We start from the raw sequence: 15417 nt of genomic DNA, 5'->3' as shown, positions 1-15417 counted from the left end.
CAATGACAAACCGAACCGTTCGACGCCTTCGTTCGTCCACGCGCGCCGTTGCGCGCCTGCTCGCGTGCATGCCGCTGCTGGCTGCGCCGCTCGTGCCTGGCGCGGCCCGCGCCGCCGGCCCCGACGCGCCGCCGCCGTCCGCCCGCTACATCGTCGTCGACACCGGCCATACGCCGGCCCATCCGGGCGCGACCGGCGCGAGCGGCCGCGTCGAATACCGCTACAACCTGGATCTGTCCACCGCCGTCGCCGACACGCTCATCGCCCACGGCGACCGCGTGCTGCGCACGTCGGCCGACGGCCGCGAGATCGCGCTCGACCAGCGCTCGACGCAGGCGCCCGATGCGAACCTGTTCGTGTCGATCCATCACGATTCGATGCAGCAGCAGTTCATCGACGCGGGGCGGCAGCGCGAATTCCACGGGTTCGCGGTGTTCGTGTCGGAGCGCAATCCGCACTACGCGGAAAGCCTGCGCTGCGCGAAGTCGATCGCCGAGCACTTGCTCGCGGCCGGCGAACGGCCATCGCTGTATCACGCGCAGCCGATCAAGGGCGAGAACCGGCCGCTGATCGATCCGCAGCTCGGCATCCACCGCTTCGACGATCTGGTCGTGCTGCGCACCGCGCCGATTCCGGCCGTGCTCGTCGAAGCCGGCGTGATCGTCAATCCCGACGAGGAAAAGCGCCTCGCGCAGCGCGACACGATCCAGCGTTTGGGCGCGGCGATCGCCGGCGGCATCGACGCATGTACGGCGGCCCGCTGAAGACGCGGCCGCCCGCTTTCAACGGTTTTACCCAGTGAGGAGCACTACGATGAAGAAGAAGAATCTGCTCGCATCCTGCGCGCTGTTCGCGCTCGCCGTGCCGTTCGCGGCGCACGCGGCCGGTTGCGGGAAACCGCGCAGCGCGTTCGACCAGGTGTATTGCAGCAGCAACGAGTTTTCGCAGCTCGACCGCGAACTCAACGACCAATACGGCCGCCTGCGCAAGCAGTTGAGCGGCGACCAGCAGGCCAAGCTGAAGTCCGGCCAGCTCGCGTGGATGAAGCAGCGCGACGACCGCTGCAGCGAAACGCGCGACGACGGCTACCTCGTGAACCTGCAATGCGCGATCGACGCGACGCAATCGCGACTGACGTTCCTGCGCGAACGCGAGCGCGAGTGCACGAGCACCGGCTGCGTGACGGCGAAGCTCGGCGACTGAGCGTTGCCCCGGTTCCGCGCCGTGCCACGCCTCGGTCGCGGCGCGGGACCTTCATCGCGCCGCGCTCACAGAAACCAGCGATACTCGCGCGCGCCGATCTCGTTGCGAAAATCCAGCTCTTCCTGCCGCTTGTTCTCGCAGTACACCATCACGAATTCGCTGCCGAGCCCATCGCGCACGGCCGCATGATCCTGCATCGCGGCGACTGCCGACAGCATCTCCTTCGGGAAGTCGATGCCGCTGCCGCGATCGTCGTTGAGCGGCGCGATCGGTTCGAGCCGCGCGTCGAGCCCATGCTCGATGCCGGTAAGAATCGCCGCGAGCACCAGATACGGATTCGCGTCCGCACTCGCGAGCCGATGCTCGATGCGCAGATTGCGCGCATCGGACTCCGGAATCCGCAGGCACGCGTCGCGATCCTCGAAGCCCCAGCTCGCGCGGCTCGCCGCGTTCACCATCGACCCGTAGCGGCGAAACGCGTTGTGATTCGGTGCGAACACCGGCATGCAATGCGGCAGTAGCGCGAGACAGCCGGCCACCGCGTGCCGCAGCGGCCGCTGGCCGTCGGCCGCGAGCACGTTGCGGCCAGCTTCGTCGTACAGGCTCACGTGCACGTGCATCCCGCTGCCGGGCGCATGCAGGTACGGCTTGCCCATGAAGCTCGCGCGATAGCCGTGCCGCAACGCGACGCCGCGCGTGCTGCGACAGAACAGCGCCGACCAGTCGGCCGCACGCAGCGCGTCGTCGCTGTGGCCGAAATTGATCTCGAACTGGCCGGGCCCGAGCTCCGCGGTGATCACGGTCGCGTCGACGCCCTGCTCGCGCGCCGCTTCCACCATCTCGTGCAGCACGTCGGAGAAACGCGACAGACGCTCGATGTGCATGTTCGGCTGATCGTCGGCGTCGTCGCTCAGGCGGTCGCGCGGATACTGCGGCATGCCGTCGGCGAGCTGCGCCGCGAACAGATAGAACTCCAGCTCGAACGCGACGACCGGCCGGATGCCGCGCGCCGCGAACCGTCGCAGCACGCGCGCGAGCACCTCGCGCGGCTCGAATTCGATCGGCGCGTCGGTGCCGTCCGAGCTGATCAGCATCTGCGCGAGCGGCTGCCGCTCCCAGCGCACCGGCTTCAGCGTGCCGGGAATCAGCCGGCGCGGCGCGTCCGGGTCGCCGTCGTTGAAGCAGTAGTCGCCGATCTTGTAGAGGCCGCCCTGCGTGCCGAGCAGCACGCAGTTCTGCGGCAGCTTCAGCAGCGAGCCGGTCGCGACCTTCTCGAGCGCATCGATCGGATAGCGCTTGCCGTAGAAATGGCCCGGCAGGTCGAGGCAGATCAGGTCGACATAACGGATCTCGGGATACGCGTGCCGAAATGCGCGGACTTCATCGACCAGCGCGGGAACGACGTCAGCCATGTCTCAATCCTTTCCATGTATGCGGCGCCGCGGCGCGGCGAACCGCTTCATCGGCATGCGGCACGTCGCATGCAGCCGTCAATCGGTACTGCGTAACGGGCAACCGCCATGCGGCAGGACCTGCCGGCCGCATGCAATCGCTCAGGTGAACACCCAGATCACGCGCGCCGGCACGTCGCCCAGGTTCGCGTAGCGGAACCGCTTGTGCGCGGGCAGTTGGAACGCGTCGTTCGGGCCGAGCGTGACGGGCGTGTCGTCGCCGTCCAGCCAGATCGTCAGCTCGCCTTCGAGCACGAAGCCGCCCTGCTCGTCGCTGTCGTCGACCGGGCGCTCGCCGCTGTTCGCGCCGGGCGCCAGATGGCTTTCGAGAATCGAGAAGCGCGAACGCATGTTCGGCGAGACGAGGATGTCGGTGATGCCGGCCGCGTAATACACGGTGCGGCGTTCGTCGGGCCGCGTGACCCACGGCACGCTGCGCGGCTTGCTGAGGCTGTAGAAGTACGTGGTCGGCACGCCGAGCGCCTCGCCGATCGCGGTGAGATCGGCGACGGTCGGACGCGACAGCCCGCGTTCGACCTGCGACAGAAAACCGACCGAGCGGCCGATCCGCTCCGCGAGATCGTTGAGCGTGACCTTGCGATGCTTGCGCAGATCGCGGATCAGGATCGCCAGACTTTCTATTTCTTCCTGTTCGTTCATCGTGAGTTCCGGTGCGTCAGACGGTATCGCGCAAACGGTACCAGGCCTTGCCGAGCGCTTCGAGCGGCGCGGCGAAGCGCTCGCCGCCGGGGAAGCGCGGGTTGCGGATGCGCTGATACTGCGCGAGCAGACGATCGTCGCCGAGCACGGCGTCCGCGACCGCGCGGGCGCCCGCGAGCGTCGGCAGCACGCCGTGCCCGGAGAAGCCCTGCAGCCAGAAACGCTGACCGTGGCGGCCGATGTCGGGCGTGCGCCGCATGCTGATGTCGATATGGCCGCCCCACGCGTAGTCGAGCCGCACGCCCGCCAACTGCGGGAACACGCGCTCGAGACGCGGGCGCGTGGCGGCCGCGATGTCCGCGGGAATGCCGCCGAGATAGGTGCAGCCGCCGCCGAACAGCAGACGGTTATCCGGGCTCAGGCGGAAGTAGTCGGGCACGAACTGGTTGTCGATCACGCAGCTGTCGTGCGGCAGCAGCGCGCGTGCGAGCGCCGGCGCGAGCGGCGCGGTCGCCACCTGATACGTGCCGACCGGCAACAGCCGACGCGACAGCGCCGGATCGAGCCGGTCGACATAGGCATTGCACGCGAGGACCAGCACGTCGGCGCGCACTTCGCCGCGCGCGGTGCGGGCGATATGGCCATCGGGCGTCTCGCGACAGTCGAGCACGCGGCTCTGCTCGTAGATGCGCGCGCCTGCGCGTTCGATCGTCTGCGCGAGGCCGAGCGCGAGCTTGAGCGGATTCAGATGGCCTGCTTCCGGATCGTGCAGCGCCGCGAGATAGCGTGCGCTGCCGATCCATGCGGGCATCTCGTCCTTGCCGATCACGCGCAAGCGGTCGTAGCCCCAGCGCTCGGCGGCCTCGTCGCGCGCCTGCGCGAGCAGCGCGACGCGCCGCGGCCGCACCGCGGCCCACAGGCTGCCGGGCCGGTAATCGATGTCGAAACCGTGCCGCACCGGCAGCTCGCGCACTTCGGCGGCGGCCCAGCGCATGCTGTCCCACAGCAGGCGCGCGCCATCGCGGCCGAGCGCATCCTCGAGTGGCTGCATGTCGCACGACCAGCCGAGCAGCGCCTGCCCGCCGTTGCGCCCCGACGCGGCCCATCCGACCCGGCTCGCTTCGAGCACGACGACGCGCTTGCCGGCGAGCGCGAGGCGCAACGCCGTATGCAGGCCGCTGAAGCCGGCGCCGACGACCAGTACATCGGCGTCGATACGCTCGTCCAGTTCAGGACGCTGCGGGATCGACGCCGGGTAGGCAGCGGCGTAGTAGGTGGCGACGTGACGGTCGGATTGCACGAACATGCGGGTTTTCGTGAAATTTTTGCAGGTGAATTTCATGAAAAATTAGCACGCCGATTTCATGCGGGCAAGGGGGCGAGCGTGGGGAGGTAAGTCGGTCCGTGTACCGTCCGACGAACCAAATGTCGCCGATTTAGGGCTCTGGTGGCCGAATCGGACATTCGGCAACATTGAGGGACATTCGGCTGGCAGCGCGCGGTGGGCACCAGGCGACCCGTGATATACATCGAACGCCCGTCGCGAGGGCTTCCCAGCGCGCAACCACCGCCTCGACTGGAGCGCGTCTGATTTAATCAGCACAACGCGGCACGCCGCGTTCGCTGGCTGCAATTAAAGTCCACCCACTCTTGCGCACACGGCGCGAAAGTTCGCCCAATGACGCCGCCGTGGATGCACCACTTTGCGGGGCCTCAGGCTCGCACACTTCGCAACCGACATGCGATGCAACCAGCGTTATCGACACCGGCAGTAACCCCCGCCATCGAATCGCGTCTGTACGCACACCAAGGAACTCCCGCCGATGTCGAGAGAATTACAACTGTGAGCCACCCCACTGAACCGGATGACTTTCCTCGAGACTGTCGAAGGCGCCATTGGCTGGTACCGCCCGAACAACGTCCAGGTGTCGACATCGCTTCCGCGCGGTTAGGCCGCCACGTAACGATCGGCGCGGGTTCCGTACTACCGGGATGCGAGATTGGCGAAGGTGCCTCCGTCGAGGCCATGTCCCGCGTGACTCAATCTCTTGCGCCTTGGGGTACACATGACGGCGTGCCTGCCCTGCTCATCAAGAAAAGCCGTCGCAGCACCTTCCGACAATGGAGACCGAATTGATCGACTGGCAAGAACGAAGCCGATCGTAAATCCACGACGGCGTCCCCTTTTGCCCGGTTTCGACAATGCAATTCAACCCTTGGATGCCGGAACTCCTTCTGCCGACCGGTTCACGCCCGTCGGCGCTTTTTTCTTAAACGGGCGGCGGCAAGTGCCAACGCCCGCACGGAAAAGTAAAAACATGGCGCAATCGAAAACCAAAGCGAAATGCTCGCGCTCGAGTATCTGAAGCTGACCGCCACGACCGTGATTCATCCTCTGGTATCGTTGATGACCTCCAAGGCAAAATACCGTCGATATTCTCGAGGCTGGGGCGTACCGCGGCCTTCCGTGCCGCAATCCGCCCGTATGCGCCGCAACGGAATGCCGGCAGCGGCGCGATTGAAGCTGGCAAACCATGCGATCGCTGAACGAGTCAGCCATCGGAATCGACGACGAAACTTCAACCCTGCACTAAGCAGTCCGCTGTAGGCAACCCTGTGAAACGGAACCGAGTTGCATGTATTCGATCTTGCCGGCGTTTGTGTCCGCCCTCTTTCTCGGATTTGGTGTCTATGTATGGCTGACCGAGGGCGTGACCCGACGATCGACGCCCTTCGTGCTGATGTGCATGACCACCTTCGTCTGGCAGGGGACGTGGGCCTTCCTGTTTCAGACCAGCCAGCCGGACGTTGCCCGCGTGCTGGCCAAGGTCGGCTATCTGTTCATCATGTTCCTGCCGACGACGTTCTATCACTTTGTAACGGCAACCGTTGCCCGGCGAAACGAACGCCCGCTGCTGCTGGCGTCATATGCCATCAGCGCGGTGCTGGCGGTACTGCTGCTCACCGGCAACGAGGTCGTCGACGGCGTTCGTCAATTTGCTTTCGGAGATTATCCCCGCGCCGGGCGTCTGCATCCCGTGCACGTCGTGCAAACGATCGTCCTCGCCGGTCGCAGCGGCTGGCTCCTGGTCACCGCGCGCCGTCGGGCGGCTCGCGGCCGGGACGAGCGCAAGCTCCTCGATCTCTGCCTGCTGAGCCTCGGGCTGTATTCGCTCGCGGCCATCGACTACGCCGTGAATTACGGCTACCCGTTTTATCCGCCGGGCGTCGTCTTCATCGCGCTCAGCCTCGGCATCCTCGCTGTGACGATCGTTCGCTATCGGCTGATGCGGCCGTTCCTGGTCGCGGCGACGGTAGCGCATGAAGTGACCACCCCGCTTGCGACGATCGGCATGTATGTGGCAGAAATCGACCGAGCGCTGCCGGCCCTGCTACGTGGATATCAGCTCGCCGTGACGCATCGGCTCGTGGATGGCGATTTGGACACCGAGCAGCTCGAGCGACTTCCGGCGCTCCCCGCTGCGATACGCCACCAGGTCGACAGCACGCATGCGATGGTCAAAATGTCGCTGGCGATGTTTACGCTGGACAGCGTGGATCGCCAAAGCTTCTCGACTCATTCGATCGGGCGCTGCATCGACGTTGCGCTCGATTGCTATCCTTTTTCCGCCGGGGAACGCGAGCGTGTCGACGTCGCGCCGATCGACCCGCGACTGCAGTACTTCGGCTCCGATTCGCTGATGCTTTTCGTCGTGTTCAACCTGCTGAAAAACGCGCTGCACGCAACGACGGGCGGCACAACGGGCAGGATCGAGATCCTCGCCGAGCGAGACGACAGATCTTGCGTGCTCCAGATTCGAGATACCGGTACCGGCATCGACGCCAATGTTCTCCCTCACATCTTCGATCCGTTCTATTCCACGAAGTCGCACGGCCGCGGCGCGGGCCTTGGGCTGGCGTATTGCCGTCGAGTCTGCGAGATGTTCGGCGGTCAGATTTCGTGCGAGTCGGTGCCGGGCGTCATGACGACCTTCACGATTCGCTTGCCTGAGGCCGGGTCACCTGCGTCGCGCAGGTGACCCGGCGTGCCGATACGGCGCCCGCCCGGCACTGACGCACCGGGCGGGACGACACAGCTTAGCTTTCGAGCGACGGCAGGTTCAGTTCATATTCCTTGACCCGCTCGATGATGCCGGCCGGGAAGCGGCGGATCCGCTTGTCGGTTCCCGCGAAGAGGATCTGCTGGTATCCCAGCGAAACCGTGCGTTCGTCGACGCAGAAGCGGAACACCAGATAGGCCGAGCACTGCCGCACCTGCAGCGTATTGAGGTAGCAATCGACGCGCTGAAACGGGAACGTCTCCTGGACGTACTCCTGGTGCGCACGTTTCGTGACGAACGTGCCGCCGGAAGCCAGCAGATTGTTGTGAATGCACTCGTGGAACCAGCGCTCACGACATACGCCCTGCCACTCGAAATAGCGTGCGAAATACGTGTTCATGAATGCATTGGAATCTTTCAGATAAATGTCGATCACGTGATGGAACGTCTTGTGAGGCGCAGCCGTGTTTAATTCCGACGACAGCAGCTCCGGGTTATTGAGCAGGATTTGAGGGATTGCGTTTCGCGTCAACATGGATTTTTTTCCAGAAGAACGACTGCAAGCGGCAGCAACGCACGCCTTCGGCATGAGGGCGTGTCCCATTTTGGATTTGCCCTATTTTTGTTGGTCGTACCCGGACAAAATGGGCTGCAGTTGCCGGTCGCCTTTGAGATGTCCGATAATCTGACGCTGGTGCGCGGCGCCATATCCCGATGCGGGATGGCTCGCTCGTTTAATTCACGTTTCTCGGATCAGCTATGCGTCGCTTTGTCAGGCAGCCGGTGTTCTATCCCGTGTCCACGGTATTTGTCGACGATCATCCGGGCTTCCTCGACGCGCTACGTGGGACCTATCGGAACGGGCCTCTGAACCGCTTTTTCAGCTCACCGCGCGAAGCATTGAACTTCCTGACATCGCAACACCGTCGCGGCACGCCCGAGCGGCTATCGGGATCGCAATTTTCCGATTTTGAAAAGCGCAGCTTCAATGCCTTGGGGCTCGATGCGCTGACCGACGTGACGCGATTCGACGAAGTGGCCGCCGTCGTTGCCGACTACGAGATGGACGAAATGAACGGCGTCGAGGTTTTCGCGGCCTTGGCCGACATGCCGTGTACGAAGATCTTGCTGACGGGCGTGGCGACGGAGCGGGAAGCCGTTGAGGCGTTCAACGCCGGCGTCATCGACCTGTACGTGAAGAAGTCCGCGCCGGACATGACGGAGAAGCTGACCCGCGCGCTGACGGAGGCGAAGGCACGCCACTGTGCCGAGCGAGGAATGATCAGCGCCAACGACGTCGGATCCACGTACTGCGACGCGAGAGCGCTCGCGGCGATGCAAACCATCGTCGAGCGGGAACGGATCGTGGAATATTACTGGCGTCTCGATCAGAACGCCGTGCTGATGTTCGACGCCGGTGGTCAGCCGAGTGTTTTTCTCGTGTGGGACGCCGACGAATGGGCATTCCAGTGCGGCATCGTGGCCGATGAAGGCGACACTTCCTCACTGCGCCGGGAAATGGAAGCCCGTCGCATCATGCCGTTGTATTGGCCGTTTCAGGCCTACCGCGCGGGCATGATGGGGGTTCCGTCAATCCAGCCGCTGCCCGTTCCCGGATGGGATGGCGCGTTCTACGGCTGGAGTCGACTCGAGTCTGCGGTACTCGAGCCGAACATGTCGACGTACGCACGCTGGCGCAAGGCGCAGATGAACAGCGATCGCCGCCCTGACTCTTTTGCGATTTAGTTTCAACGCGCCAGCCTGGCGTAAGCACGGCTGGTACTTTTAGACACCGGTTTTGAAGAAGCAATCGATCGAATCGCGCCGAATGCGCATCTTCACACGAACGACTACTCACGACACCGGCAATTTATTGGTGGCCCTCGGAATAGGGACGCCGATTAAAACAAAATATTAATGGAATTGAAACTGACACTTTTGACAGGGTCGTTGCGATTCCTTGGCGGACAAAGGGGTTGTTCAGCTTCGCCGGCGGCGGATCATAAAGGCCGCCGTTGATTTCGAGGATGCGGCCATTTTCTTGGACTGATTTACGTCGTTAGGCCGGGCAAACGGCCGCCACCGATGCCACCCTTCGTTATCGGCGCAGGAACTCGAGCACCATCCGGTTGAAGCGCTCCGCGTGCTCCCATTGCGCCCAGTGCCCGCAGCGCCCGAACACGTGGAGATCGGCGTTCGGCATATTCCAGACGAGCCGCAGCCCGACATCCATCGGCACGAACCGGTCGTCGCGGCCCCAAATCACGAGCGCGGGCGCCTTGATCTCGCTCAGCCGGTGACCGTAATCCGGAAACTGCTTCGGATTGGCCGCCAGACTTTTCACGAAATTCTCCAGATGATCGCGCCGTCCGAGCATGTTCTCGAGCCGCGTCTGCATCAGCTCTTCCGTCATCGTGCTCGCATCGTAGACGAACACGTTGAGCATCTTCTTCAGGTTCTCGAGCGTCGGGTCGCGATACAGCGCTTGAAGCAGCTTGATGCCTTCGGTCGGCATCGGCACGAACTGGCTCGGACCGCCCGTGCCGCCGCCCATCAGCACCAGCTTGCCGACCCGCTCGGGATACGACAGCGCGAAGGCCACCGCGCTATGCCCGCCCATCGAGTTGCCGACGAGATGCGCGCGCCCGATGCCGAGCGTATCCAGCACGCCCGCCAGCACGCGCGCGTTGAGGTCGGAGCGCGAGCCGGTACAGACGATCGAATCGCTCTTGCCCCAGCCGGGGCAGTCGACGAGGATCACGCGATAACCCGCGTTCGCGAATGCGTCCACGTTGCGATGGAAGTTCGCCCAGCCGGTCGCGCCCGGCCCCGAGCCGTGCAGCAGAACGAGCGCTTCGTTGCCGGTGCCCGTGTCGTTGTAGTGCACGCGCAGTTCCGTGCCGCCTTCCTCCACGTTCACGTACTTGCTGGTCGCGCTTTCGGTATGAGTCACAGTGTCAGTCATGTCGATGTCCTTCGTCAGATCGATTCGGTTCCAAGGGTGTGCGAGCCGTTGACCGACTCGCGCGGAGATTTCGCGACCGCAGTGAGCGCGCCGAGCGCCGCGATCACGATGAGCGGAATGCTCGAGATCACGAGCAGCGACGCGCTCTGGCCCAACGCCAGCAGCTGCCCGGCGATCAGCGGGCCGATCATCGAACCCATGCGGCCGACGGCCACCGCTGCGCCGACGCCCGTGCCCCGCACCCGCGTCGGATACGTCGCGCCGGCGAGCGCATACAGCACCGACTGCGTGCCGACGAGAAACAGGCCGGCCAGCAGGCCGCCCCATGCCATCGACACGCTCCCCGTCGCACCGGCGAGCGCCAGCAACGCAAGCGCGATGCCGGCATACATGCCGACCACGACCGGCCGCTTGCCGATGCGATCCGACAGCGCCGCGATCACGATCGCGCCGATGCCGCCGCCGATGTTGAACATCATCTGCACGATGCTCGCCTGGACCGGCGTGAGGCCGCGCGAGAGCACCATCGACGGCAGCCAGTTCATCAGGAAATACAGCACGATCAGCGTCCCCAGGTAGCTGATCCACAGGGCGATGGTCGTCCCCGCGCGTCCGTCGCTGAAGAGCGCGCGCACGATGCCGTCCTTCGACGCGCGGCTCGCACCCTGGCTCGCCGCGGCGAATTGCGTCGACTCCTTCAAGCACAGCGCCAGCAGCGGCAAGGTCAGCAGCGGCCCGATCCCGCCGACATAGAAGATCTGCCGCCAGCCCTCGGCGCCCGGGCTGACGATGCCGATCACGGCCGCGAGCGCCGCGCCGAAAGGCATGCCGCAGTACATTGCGCCGACCGCCGTGCTGCGCTGTCGGGGCGGCGCTGCCTCCGCGCACAACGCGATCAGGTTCGGCATCGCCGCGCCGAGGCCGAGGCCCGTGAGAAAGCGCGCGACGAGCAGGCTCTGCAGATCCCACACCTGGGTCGTTGCAATCGAAAATATCCCGAACAGCGCGACGGACATCATCAGCACGCGCTTGCGGCCGATGCGATCGGCGAGCCTGCCGCCAAGCGCCGCGCCCGGCAACAAGCCGAGCGCGCCGATACCGAATGCCCAGCCGAGTTGCGCCACCGCGAGATGAAACTCGCGTGCCATGCGCGGCGCAGCGATGCCCGTGGATTGCAGATCGAGCCCTTCGAGGAGCGCGACCGCGAGGCACAGGCCGATGGTGATGGCGCCGCCGACGCGCGGGGGGGAAGCCGTTGACGTGTTCATTGTTGTCTCCAGGTTGAACGATGCAGCGCTCTTCGTGGCGCCTGGCATATCGGATGGTTCAGGCGCGTGCTTCGCGCTTCTTCAGATCGAGCGCGACGTCGACGATCATGTCTTCCTGACCGCCCACCATGCGTCGCTTGCCCAGTTCGACGAGAATGTCGACGGCTTTCAGGCCGTATTTCTTCGCCGCGATTTCGGCATGCCGCAGAAAGCTCGAATACACCCCCGCATAGCCGAGCGCGAGCGTTTCGCGGTCGACCCGCACCGGCCGGTCCTGCAACGGGCGCACGATGTCGTCGGCCGCGTCGAGCAGCCGATAGAGATCGGTGCCGTGGTGCCAGCCAAGGCGCTCGGCCGCCGCGATGAACACTTCGAGCGGCGCGTTGCCCGCTCCCGCGCCCATGCCCGCCAGGCTCGCATCGATGCGATCGCAACCTTCCTCGACCGCGGCGATCGAGTTGGCGACGCCGAGGCTCAGGTTGTGATGGGCATGCATGCCCGTCTGGGTCTCCGGGCGAAGCGCTGCCTTGAGCGCCCGGAAGCGCGCGCGGATGTCGTGCATGTTCATCGCGCCGCCGGAATCCACCACGTACACGCAGGTTGCGCCATAGCTTTCCATTTTTTTCGCTTCGATCGCGAGATGGTCGGGCGTCGTCATGTGACTCATCATCAGGAAGCCGACGGTATCCATGCCGAGGCTGCGTGCGTATTCGATGTGCTGCTTCGAAATGTCCGCTTCCGTGCAGTGGGTTGCGACACGGACGACACGCGCACCCGCGTCGTACGCGGCCTTCAGGTCATGAATCGTGCCGATGCCGGGCAACAGCAGCGTCGCGATTTGCGCGTGCTTCACCACCTCGGCTACCGCCTCGATCCATTCCAGATCGCTGTGCGCGCCAAAGCCATAGTTGAAGCTCGAACCCTGCAGGCCATCGCCGTGTGCGACCTCGATGCTGTCGACCTTCGCCTCGTCGAGCGCGCGGGCGATGTCCTGCACGTTCTGAATCGAATACTGATGACGGATCGCGTGCATGCCGTCGCGCAGCGTCACATCGGAAATGTAGAGTTTCTTGTGCATGATCGAGTGCTCCTTGCGTCAGGCGTTCACGAGCGACGCGGCCATGCGCTCGGCCGTTGCCAGCGCGGCGGACGTCATGATGTCGAGATTGCCGGCGTAGGCCGGCAGATAATGCGCCGCGCCCTCCACTTCGACGAAGATCGAAGTCTTGAGTCCGCTGAAACGGCCGAGTCCGGGGATATGCAACGGCGCAGCGGCGGGGATGTCGTCGAACTGCACGGACTGTTTCAGCCGATAGCCGGGCACATAGGCCTGGACCGCAGCGGCCATCTCGCTGACCGACGCTTCGATCAGCGCGCGGTCCGCCGCTTCGGACAGCAGATACACCGTGTCGCGCATCATGAGCGGCGGCTCGGCCGGATTGAGCACGATGATCGCCTTGCCCTTGCCGGCACCGCCGACCGCTTCGAGCGCCTTCGACGTCGTCTCCGTGAACTCGTCGATGTTGGCGCGCGTGCCCGGCCCTGCCGACTTGCTGCTGATCGACGCGACGATCTCCGCGTAATGCACCTTTGCGACGCGCGACACCGCGGCGACCATCGGGATCGTCGCCTGCCCGCCGCACGTGACCATGTTCACGTTCGGCGCATCGAGATGCGCGTCGAGATTCACCACCGGCACGCAGTACGGGCCGATGGCAGCGGGCGTCAGGTCGATCATCCGAATGCCGGGCTTGAGCGCGCGCAGGAACGCGTCGTTCTTCACATGTGCGCCGGCCGACGTCGCATCGAACACGAAGTCGATCTCGTCGAACACGGGCAGGCGCGCGAGCCCTTCCACGCCTTCATGCGTCGTCGCCACGCCGAGCCTCGCGGCGCGCGCGAGGCCGTCCGAGGCCGGATCGATGCCGACCATCGCGGCGATTTCGAGGTGCTTGCCGCTGCGCATGATCTTGATCATGAGGTCGGTGCCGATGTTGCCGGAGCCGATGATCGCGGCCTTGCACCGGGTGTTGTCTGTTGCCATGGGAATGTCTCCGTCCGTCATTCGGTGAAAGTGGCGCGCACGCTGCCGAGCCCGTCGATGTGCGCCGCATAGGTGCCGGCCGCCTTCACTGCGACCATCGGGCCCAGCGCGCCCGTCAGCACGACGTCGCCCGCACGCAGCGGCGTGCCGAGTCGGACCATCCGGTCCGCGAGCCACGCGGCCGCATTCAGCGGATTGCCGAGGCACGCAGCGCCGTTGCCGCGCGACAGGACTTCGCCGTCCTGCGCGAGCGTCATCGCGCACGCGGTCAGATCGATGTCGCGCAGCAGGACCGGCCGGCTGCCGAGCACGAACAGCGCGCTCGATGCGTTGTCCGCGACGGTGTCGAAAAAGCGGATGTCCCAGTCGCGGATGCGACTGTCGACGACCTCGATCGCGGCCACGGCATACGCGGTCGCGGAGATGAGGTCCGCGAACGTGTGTTTTTCTGCGGTCAGGTCGCGTTCGAGCACGAGCGCGATCTCCGCTTCGACCTTCGGCTGGATCAACGACGCAAGCGGCATCGGCTCGCCGTCGCCGTACGCCATCGACGCGAACAACGCACCGAAGTCCGGCTGATCGACGCCGAGCTGCTTCTGCACCGCAGGCGAAGTCAGGCCGATCTTCCTGCCGACGACACGCTCGCCGTTGGTCTTGCGCAAGTCGTTGTTGATCTGCTGGATCGCATAGGCGAGCGTCGCGTCGCCTCCCGGACAGGTATCGCGCAGCGGTGCGATCGTCCGGCCCGACGCCTGTGCTTCACGCAGGCGCGCGGCCATCGAAGCAATGCTGTTGTCATCCGACATGGTTCTATCTCCTGGAAAGGGTCCGCTCTCGCGCGTGCATCGCGCCGAAACCCGCGATCCATTCGGGAATCGCGCGGTAGTAATCGATCGACGCCGCGTACGGGCCGCTCGCCGCAAGTGCGCCGAATGCGGCGACCCACGTGCGGATCTCGTGCGCGGACTTGCCCGCATCGCGCGTGATCGCTTCGTTCGTGAGGCCATCGGCGGCGGTGAGGTCACCGCGTTCGAGCAATTCGAGGAACCTGCGATCCCATGCGGGATTGAGCGGATGCAGGCGGCTGTCGCCCGCTGCGAATGCCCTGGCCGCCGCGACGGTGCTGGATTGCCGCGCATCGCGCGACGCGGGCGACGGGTTGCGGCCCGCGATCAACCGTTCCGCGACGACGTCGTCCGCGCCGGCGATTTCCGGCACGGGCGGCTCATGCGAGATGCCGCCCGAGCCGATCAGCAACACGCGCCGGTTCATGCGCGCGACGACACGGCCGATCGCGTCGCCGAGCAGGCGCGCGCGGCGGCACGACGCCATCGGCGGCGCAACCGAGTTGATGAAGACGGGTACCACCGGGAAGCGGTCGATGCGGCCCGTGAGTACCTCGAGCGCCTGGGCGCAGCCGTGATCGACCTGCATCCGATACGACACGGCGACGTCGATATCGCTCGCGAGCGCCGCATCGGCGAGCGCGAGCGCCGCATCGCGCGCGACGGGCAACGGGCCGGCCGCGCTGCCGAAATCGCCGACGGCCGTCGCACTTGCGCCGATGCAGAACTGCGGCATCACGTCGTAAAAGAAGCCGTTGTAGTGATCCGGCGCGAACACGATCACCAGCTCCGGATCGAACGCGTCGACCCGCTCGCGCGCCGCGCGCTGCACGCGCTCGACTTCGGCAACGACTGCCGGCGCGGGATCGAAATAGCCGTGCAGCGGCGTGTGCGACATGCATTCGAGATGGATCGGCATC

15 protein-coding genes are annotated in these 15417 nt (G+C 65.2%); 4 read left to right on the top strand and 11 right to left on the bottom strand.

Annotated features, from left to right (window positions below; genetic code table 11):
• Positions 1–2: 2 nt before the first annotated feature.
• A complete protein-coding gene (locus tag EX20_RS20500; RefSeq protein ID WP_034194542.1) occupies positions 3–764 on the top strand; it encodes an N-acetylmuramoyl-L-alanine amidase family protein in 762 nt (253 codons plus the stop codon).
• A gap of 49 nt (positions 765–813) precedes the next feature.
• Complete coding sequence (locus EX20_RS20495; protein WP_014725429.1) at positions 814–1203, top strand: lysozyme inhibitor LprI family protein; 390 nt, start codon at positions 814–816, stop codon at positions 1201–1203.
• Between the two features lie 65 nt (positions 1204–1268).
• Here EX20_RS20495 and EX20_RS20490 read toward each other — a convergent pair whose 3' ends face one another.
• The 4 genes from EX20_RS20490 to EX20_RS32055 form a co-directional block, all read right to left on the bottom strand.
• The gene (locus EX20_RS20490; protein ID WP_034194541.1) at positions 1269–2615 is read right to left on the bottom strand and encodes a glutamine synthetase family protein; all 1347 of its coding nucleotides are present in this window, start codon (positions 2613–2615) and stop codon (positions 1269–1271) included.
• Between the two features lie 141 nt (positions 2616–2756).
• Positions 2757–3314, bottom strand: a complete 558-nt coding sequence (locus EX20_RS20485; RefSeq protein ID WP_034194540.1) for a helix-turn-helix domain-containing protein — start codon at positions 3312–3314, stop codon at positions 2757–2759.
• A 16-nt stretch (positions 3315–3330) separates the two neighbouring features.
• Positions 3331–4620, bottom strand: a complete 1290-nt coding sequence (locus tag EX20_RS20480) for an NAD(P)/FAD-dependent oxidoreductase (protein WP_034194539.1) — start codon at positions 4618–4620, stop codon at positions 3331–3333.
• Between the two features lie 903 nt (positions 4621–5523).
• Positions 5524–5706, bottom strand: coding sequence for a hypothetical protein (locus EX20_RS32055; RefSeq protein ID WP_131929110.1), 183 nt, complete (start codon positions 5704–5706; stop codon positions 5524–5526).
• A gap of 244 nt (positions 5707–5950) precedes the next feature.
• Between EX20_RS32055 and EX20_RS20475 the strand changes: the two genes are divergently transcribed.
• On the top strand, positions 5951–7354 hold the full coding sequence (locus EX20_RS20475; protein WP_034194538.1) for a sensor histidine kinase: 1404 nt from the start codon (positions 5951–5953) through the stop codon (positions 7352–7354).
• A gap of 58 nt (positions 7355–7412) precedes the next feature.
• Here EX20_RS20475 and EX20_RS20470 read toward each other — a convergent pair whose 3' ends face one another.
• The gene (locus tag EX20_RS20470) at positions 7413–7910 is read right to left on the bottom strand and encodes an acyl-CoA thioesterase (protein ID WP_011882645.1); all 498 of its coding nucleotides are present in this window, start codon (positions 7908–7910) and stop codon (positions 7413–7415) included.
• Between the two features lie 224 nt (positions 7911–8134).
• Between EX20_RS20470 and EX20_RS20465 the strand changes: the two genes are divergently transcribed.
• A complete protein-coding gene (locus tag EX20_RS20465; protein ID WP_034194537.1) occupies positions 8135–9121 on the top strand; it encodes a response regulator in 987 nt (328 codons plus the stop codon).
• 352 nt (positions 9122–9473) lie between these two features.
• Here the strand turns inward: EX20_RS20465 and EX20_RS20460 are convergent, their stop codons facing one another.
• The 6 genes from EX20_RS20460 to EX20_RS20435 are packed head-to-tail and all read right to left on the bottom strand — an operon-like array spanning position 9474 to position 15416.
• Positions 9474–10340 (bottom strand): alpha/beta fold hydrolase, encoded by an 867-nt coding sequence (locus EX20_RS20460; protein ID WP_034194536.1) that lies wholly within the window; start codon positions 10338–10340, stop codon positions 9474–9476.
• A gap of 14 nt (positions 10341–10354) precedes the next feature.
• Positions 10355–11608 carry a 3-(3-hydroxy-phenyl)propionate transporter MhpT gene (gene mhpT / locus EX20_RS20455; RefSeq protein ID WP_034194535.1) on the bottom strand — a complete coding sequence of 418 codons (1254 nt, stop codon included), beginning with the start codon at positions 11606–11608 and terminating at the stop codon, positions 10355–10357.
• A gap of 58 nt (positions 11609–11666) precedes the next feature.
• Complete coding sequence (dmpG, locus tag EX20_RS20450) at positions 11667–12689, bottom strand: 4-hydroxy-2-oxovalerate aldolase (protein ID WP_319000006.1); 1023 nt, start codon at positions 12687–12689, stop codon at positions 11667–11669.
• A gap of 15 nt (positions 12690–12704) precedes the next feature.
• A complete protein-coding gene (locus EX20_RS20445) occupies positions 12705–13652 on the bottom strand; it encodes an acetaldehyde dehydrogenase (acetylating) (RefSeq protein WP_011882650.1) in 948 nt (315 codons plus the stop codon).
• A 17-nt stretch (positions 13653–13669) separates the two neighbouring features.
• Entirely contained in the window at positions 13670–14458 is a 789-nt protein-coding gene (gene mhpD / locus EX20_RS20440; protein WP_011882651.1) for a 2-keto-4-pentenoate hydratase, read from the bottom strand.
• 4 nt (positions 14459–14462) lie between these two features.
• Positions 14463–15416 carry a 3-carboxyethylcatechol 2,3-dioxygenase gene (locus tag EX20_RS20435; protein WP_011882652.1) on the bottom strand — a complete coding sequence of 318 codons (954 nt, stop codon included), beginning with the start codon at positions 15414–15416 and terminating at the stop codon, positions 14463–14465.
• Position 15417 lies beyond the last annotated feature (1 nt).

Source organism: Burkholderia sp. WP42 (assembly GCF_000745665.1).
GTDB classification, from domain to species: domain Bacteria; phylum Pseudomonadota; class Gammaproteobacteria; order Burkholderiales; family Burkholderiaceae; genus Burkholderia; species Burkholderia vietnamiensis.
This window is presented reverse-complemented; position numbering and strand designations above follow the sequence as displayed.

Excerpts from the sequence above, each read along its gene's own strand:
- EX20_RS20500 (WP_034194542.1), top strand. The coding sequence starts at position 3 with ATGACAAACCGAACCGTTCGACGCCTTCGTTCGTCCACGCGCGCCGTT.
- EX20_RS20495 (WP_014725429.1), top strand. The coding sequence starts at position 814 with ATGAAGAAGAAGAATCTGCTCGCATCCTGCGCGCTGTTCGCGCTCGCC.
- EX20_RS20490 (WP_034194541.1), bottom strand. The coding sequence starts at position 2,615 with ATGGCTGACGTCGTTCCCGCGCTGGTCGATGAAGTCCGCGCATTTCGG.
- EX20_RS20485 (WP_034194540.1), bottom strand. The coding sequence starts at position 3,314 with ATGAACGAACAGGAAGAAATAGAAAGTCTGGCGATCCTGATCCGCGAT.
- EX20_RS20480 (WP_034194539.1), bottom strand. The coding sequence starts at position 4,620 with ATGTTCGTGCAATCCGACCGTCACGTCGCCACCTACTACGCCGCTGCC.
- EX20_RS32055 (WP_131929110.1), bottom strand. The coding sequence starts at position 5,706 with ATGAATCACGGTCGTGGCGGTCAGCTTCAGATACTCGAGCGCGAGCAT.
- EX20_RS20475 (WP_034194538.1), top strand. The coding sequence starts at position 5,951 with ATGTATTCGATCTTGCCGGCGTTTGTGTCCGCCCTCTTTCTCGGATTT.
- EX20_RS20470 (WP_011882645.1), bottom strand. The coding sequence starts at position 7,910 with ATGTTGACGCGAAACGCAATCCCTCAAATCCTGCTCAATAACCCGGAG.
- EX20_RS20465 (WP_034194537.1), top strand. The coding sequence starts at position 8,135 with ATGCGTCGCTTTGTCAGGCAGCCGGTGTTCTATCCCGTGTCCACGGTA.
- EX20_RS20460 (WP_034194536.1), bottom strand. The coding sequence starts at position 10,340 with ATGACTGACACTGTGACTCATACCGAAAGCGCGACCAGCAAGTACGTG.
- mhpT (WP_034194535.1), bottom strand. The coding sequence starts at position 11,608 with ATGAACACGTCAACGGCTTCCCCCCCGCGCGTCGGCGGCGCCATCACC.
- EX20_RS20445 (WP_011882650.1), bottom strand. The coding sequence starts at position 13,652 with ATGGCAACAGACAACACCCGGTGCAAGGCCGCGATCATCGGCTCCGGC.
- mhpD (WP_011882651.1), bottom strand. The coding sequence starts at position 14,458 with ATGTCGGATGACAACAGCATTGCTTCGATGGCCGCGCGCCTGCGTGAA.
- EX20_RS20435 (WP_011882652.1), bottom strand. The coding sequence starts at position 15,416 with ATGCCGATCCATCTCGAATGCATGTCGCACACGCCGCTGCACGGCTAT.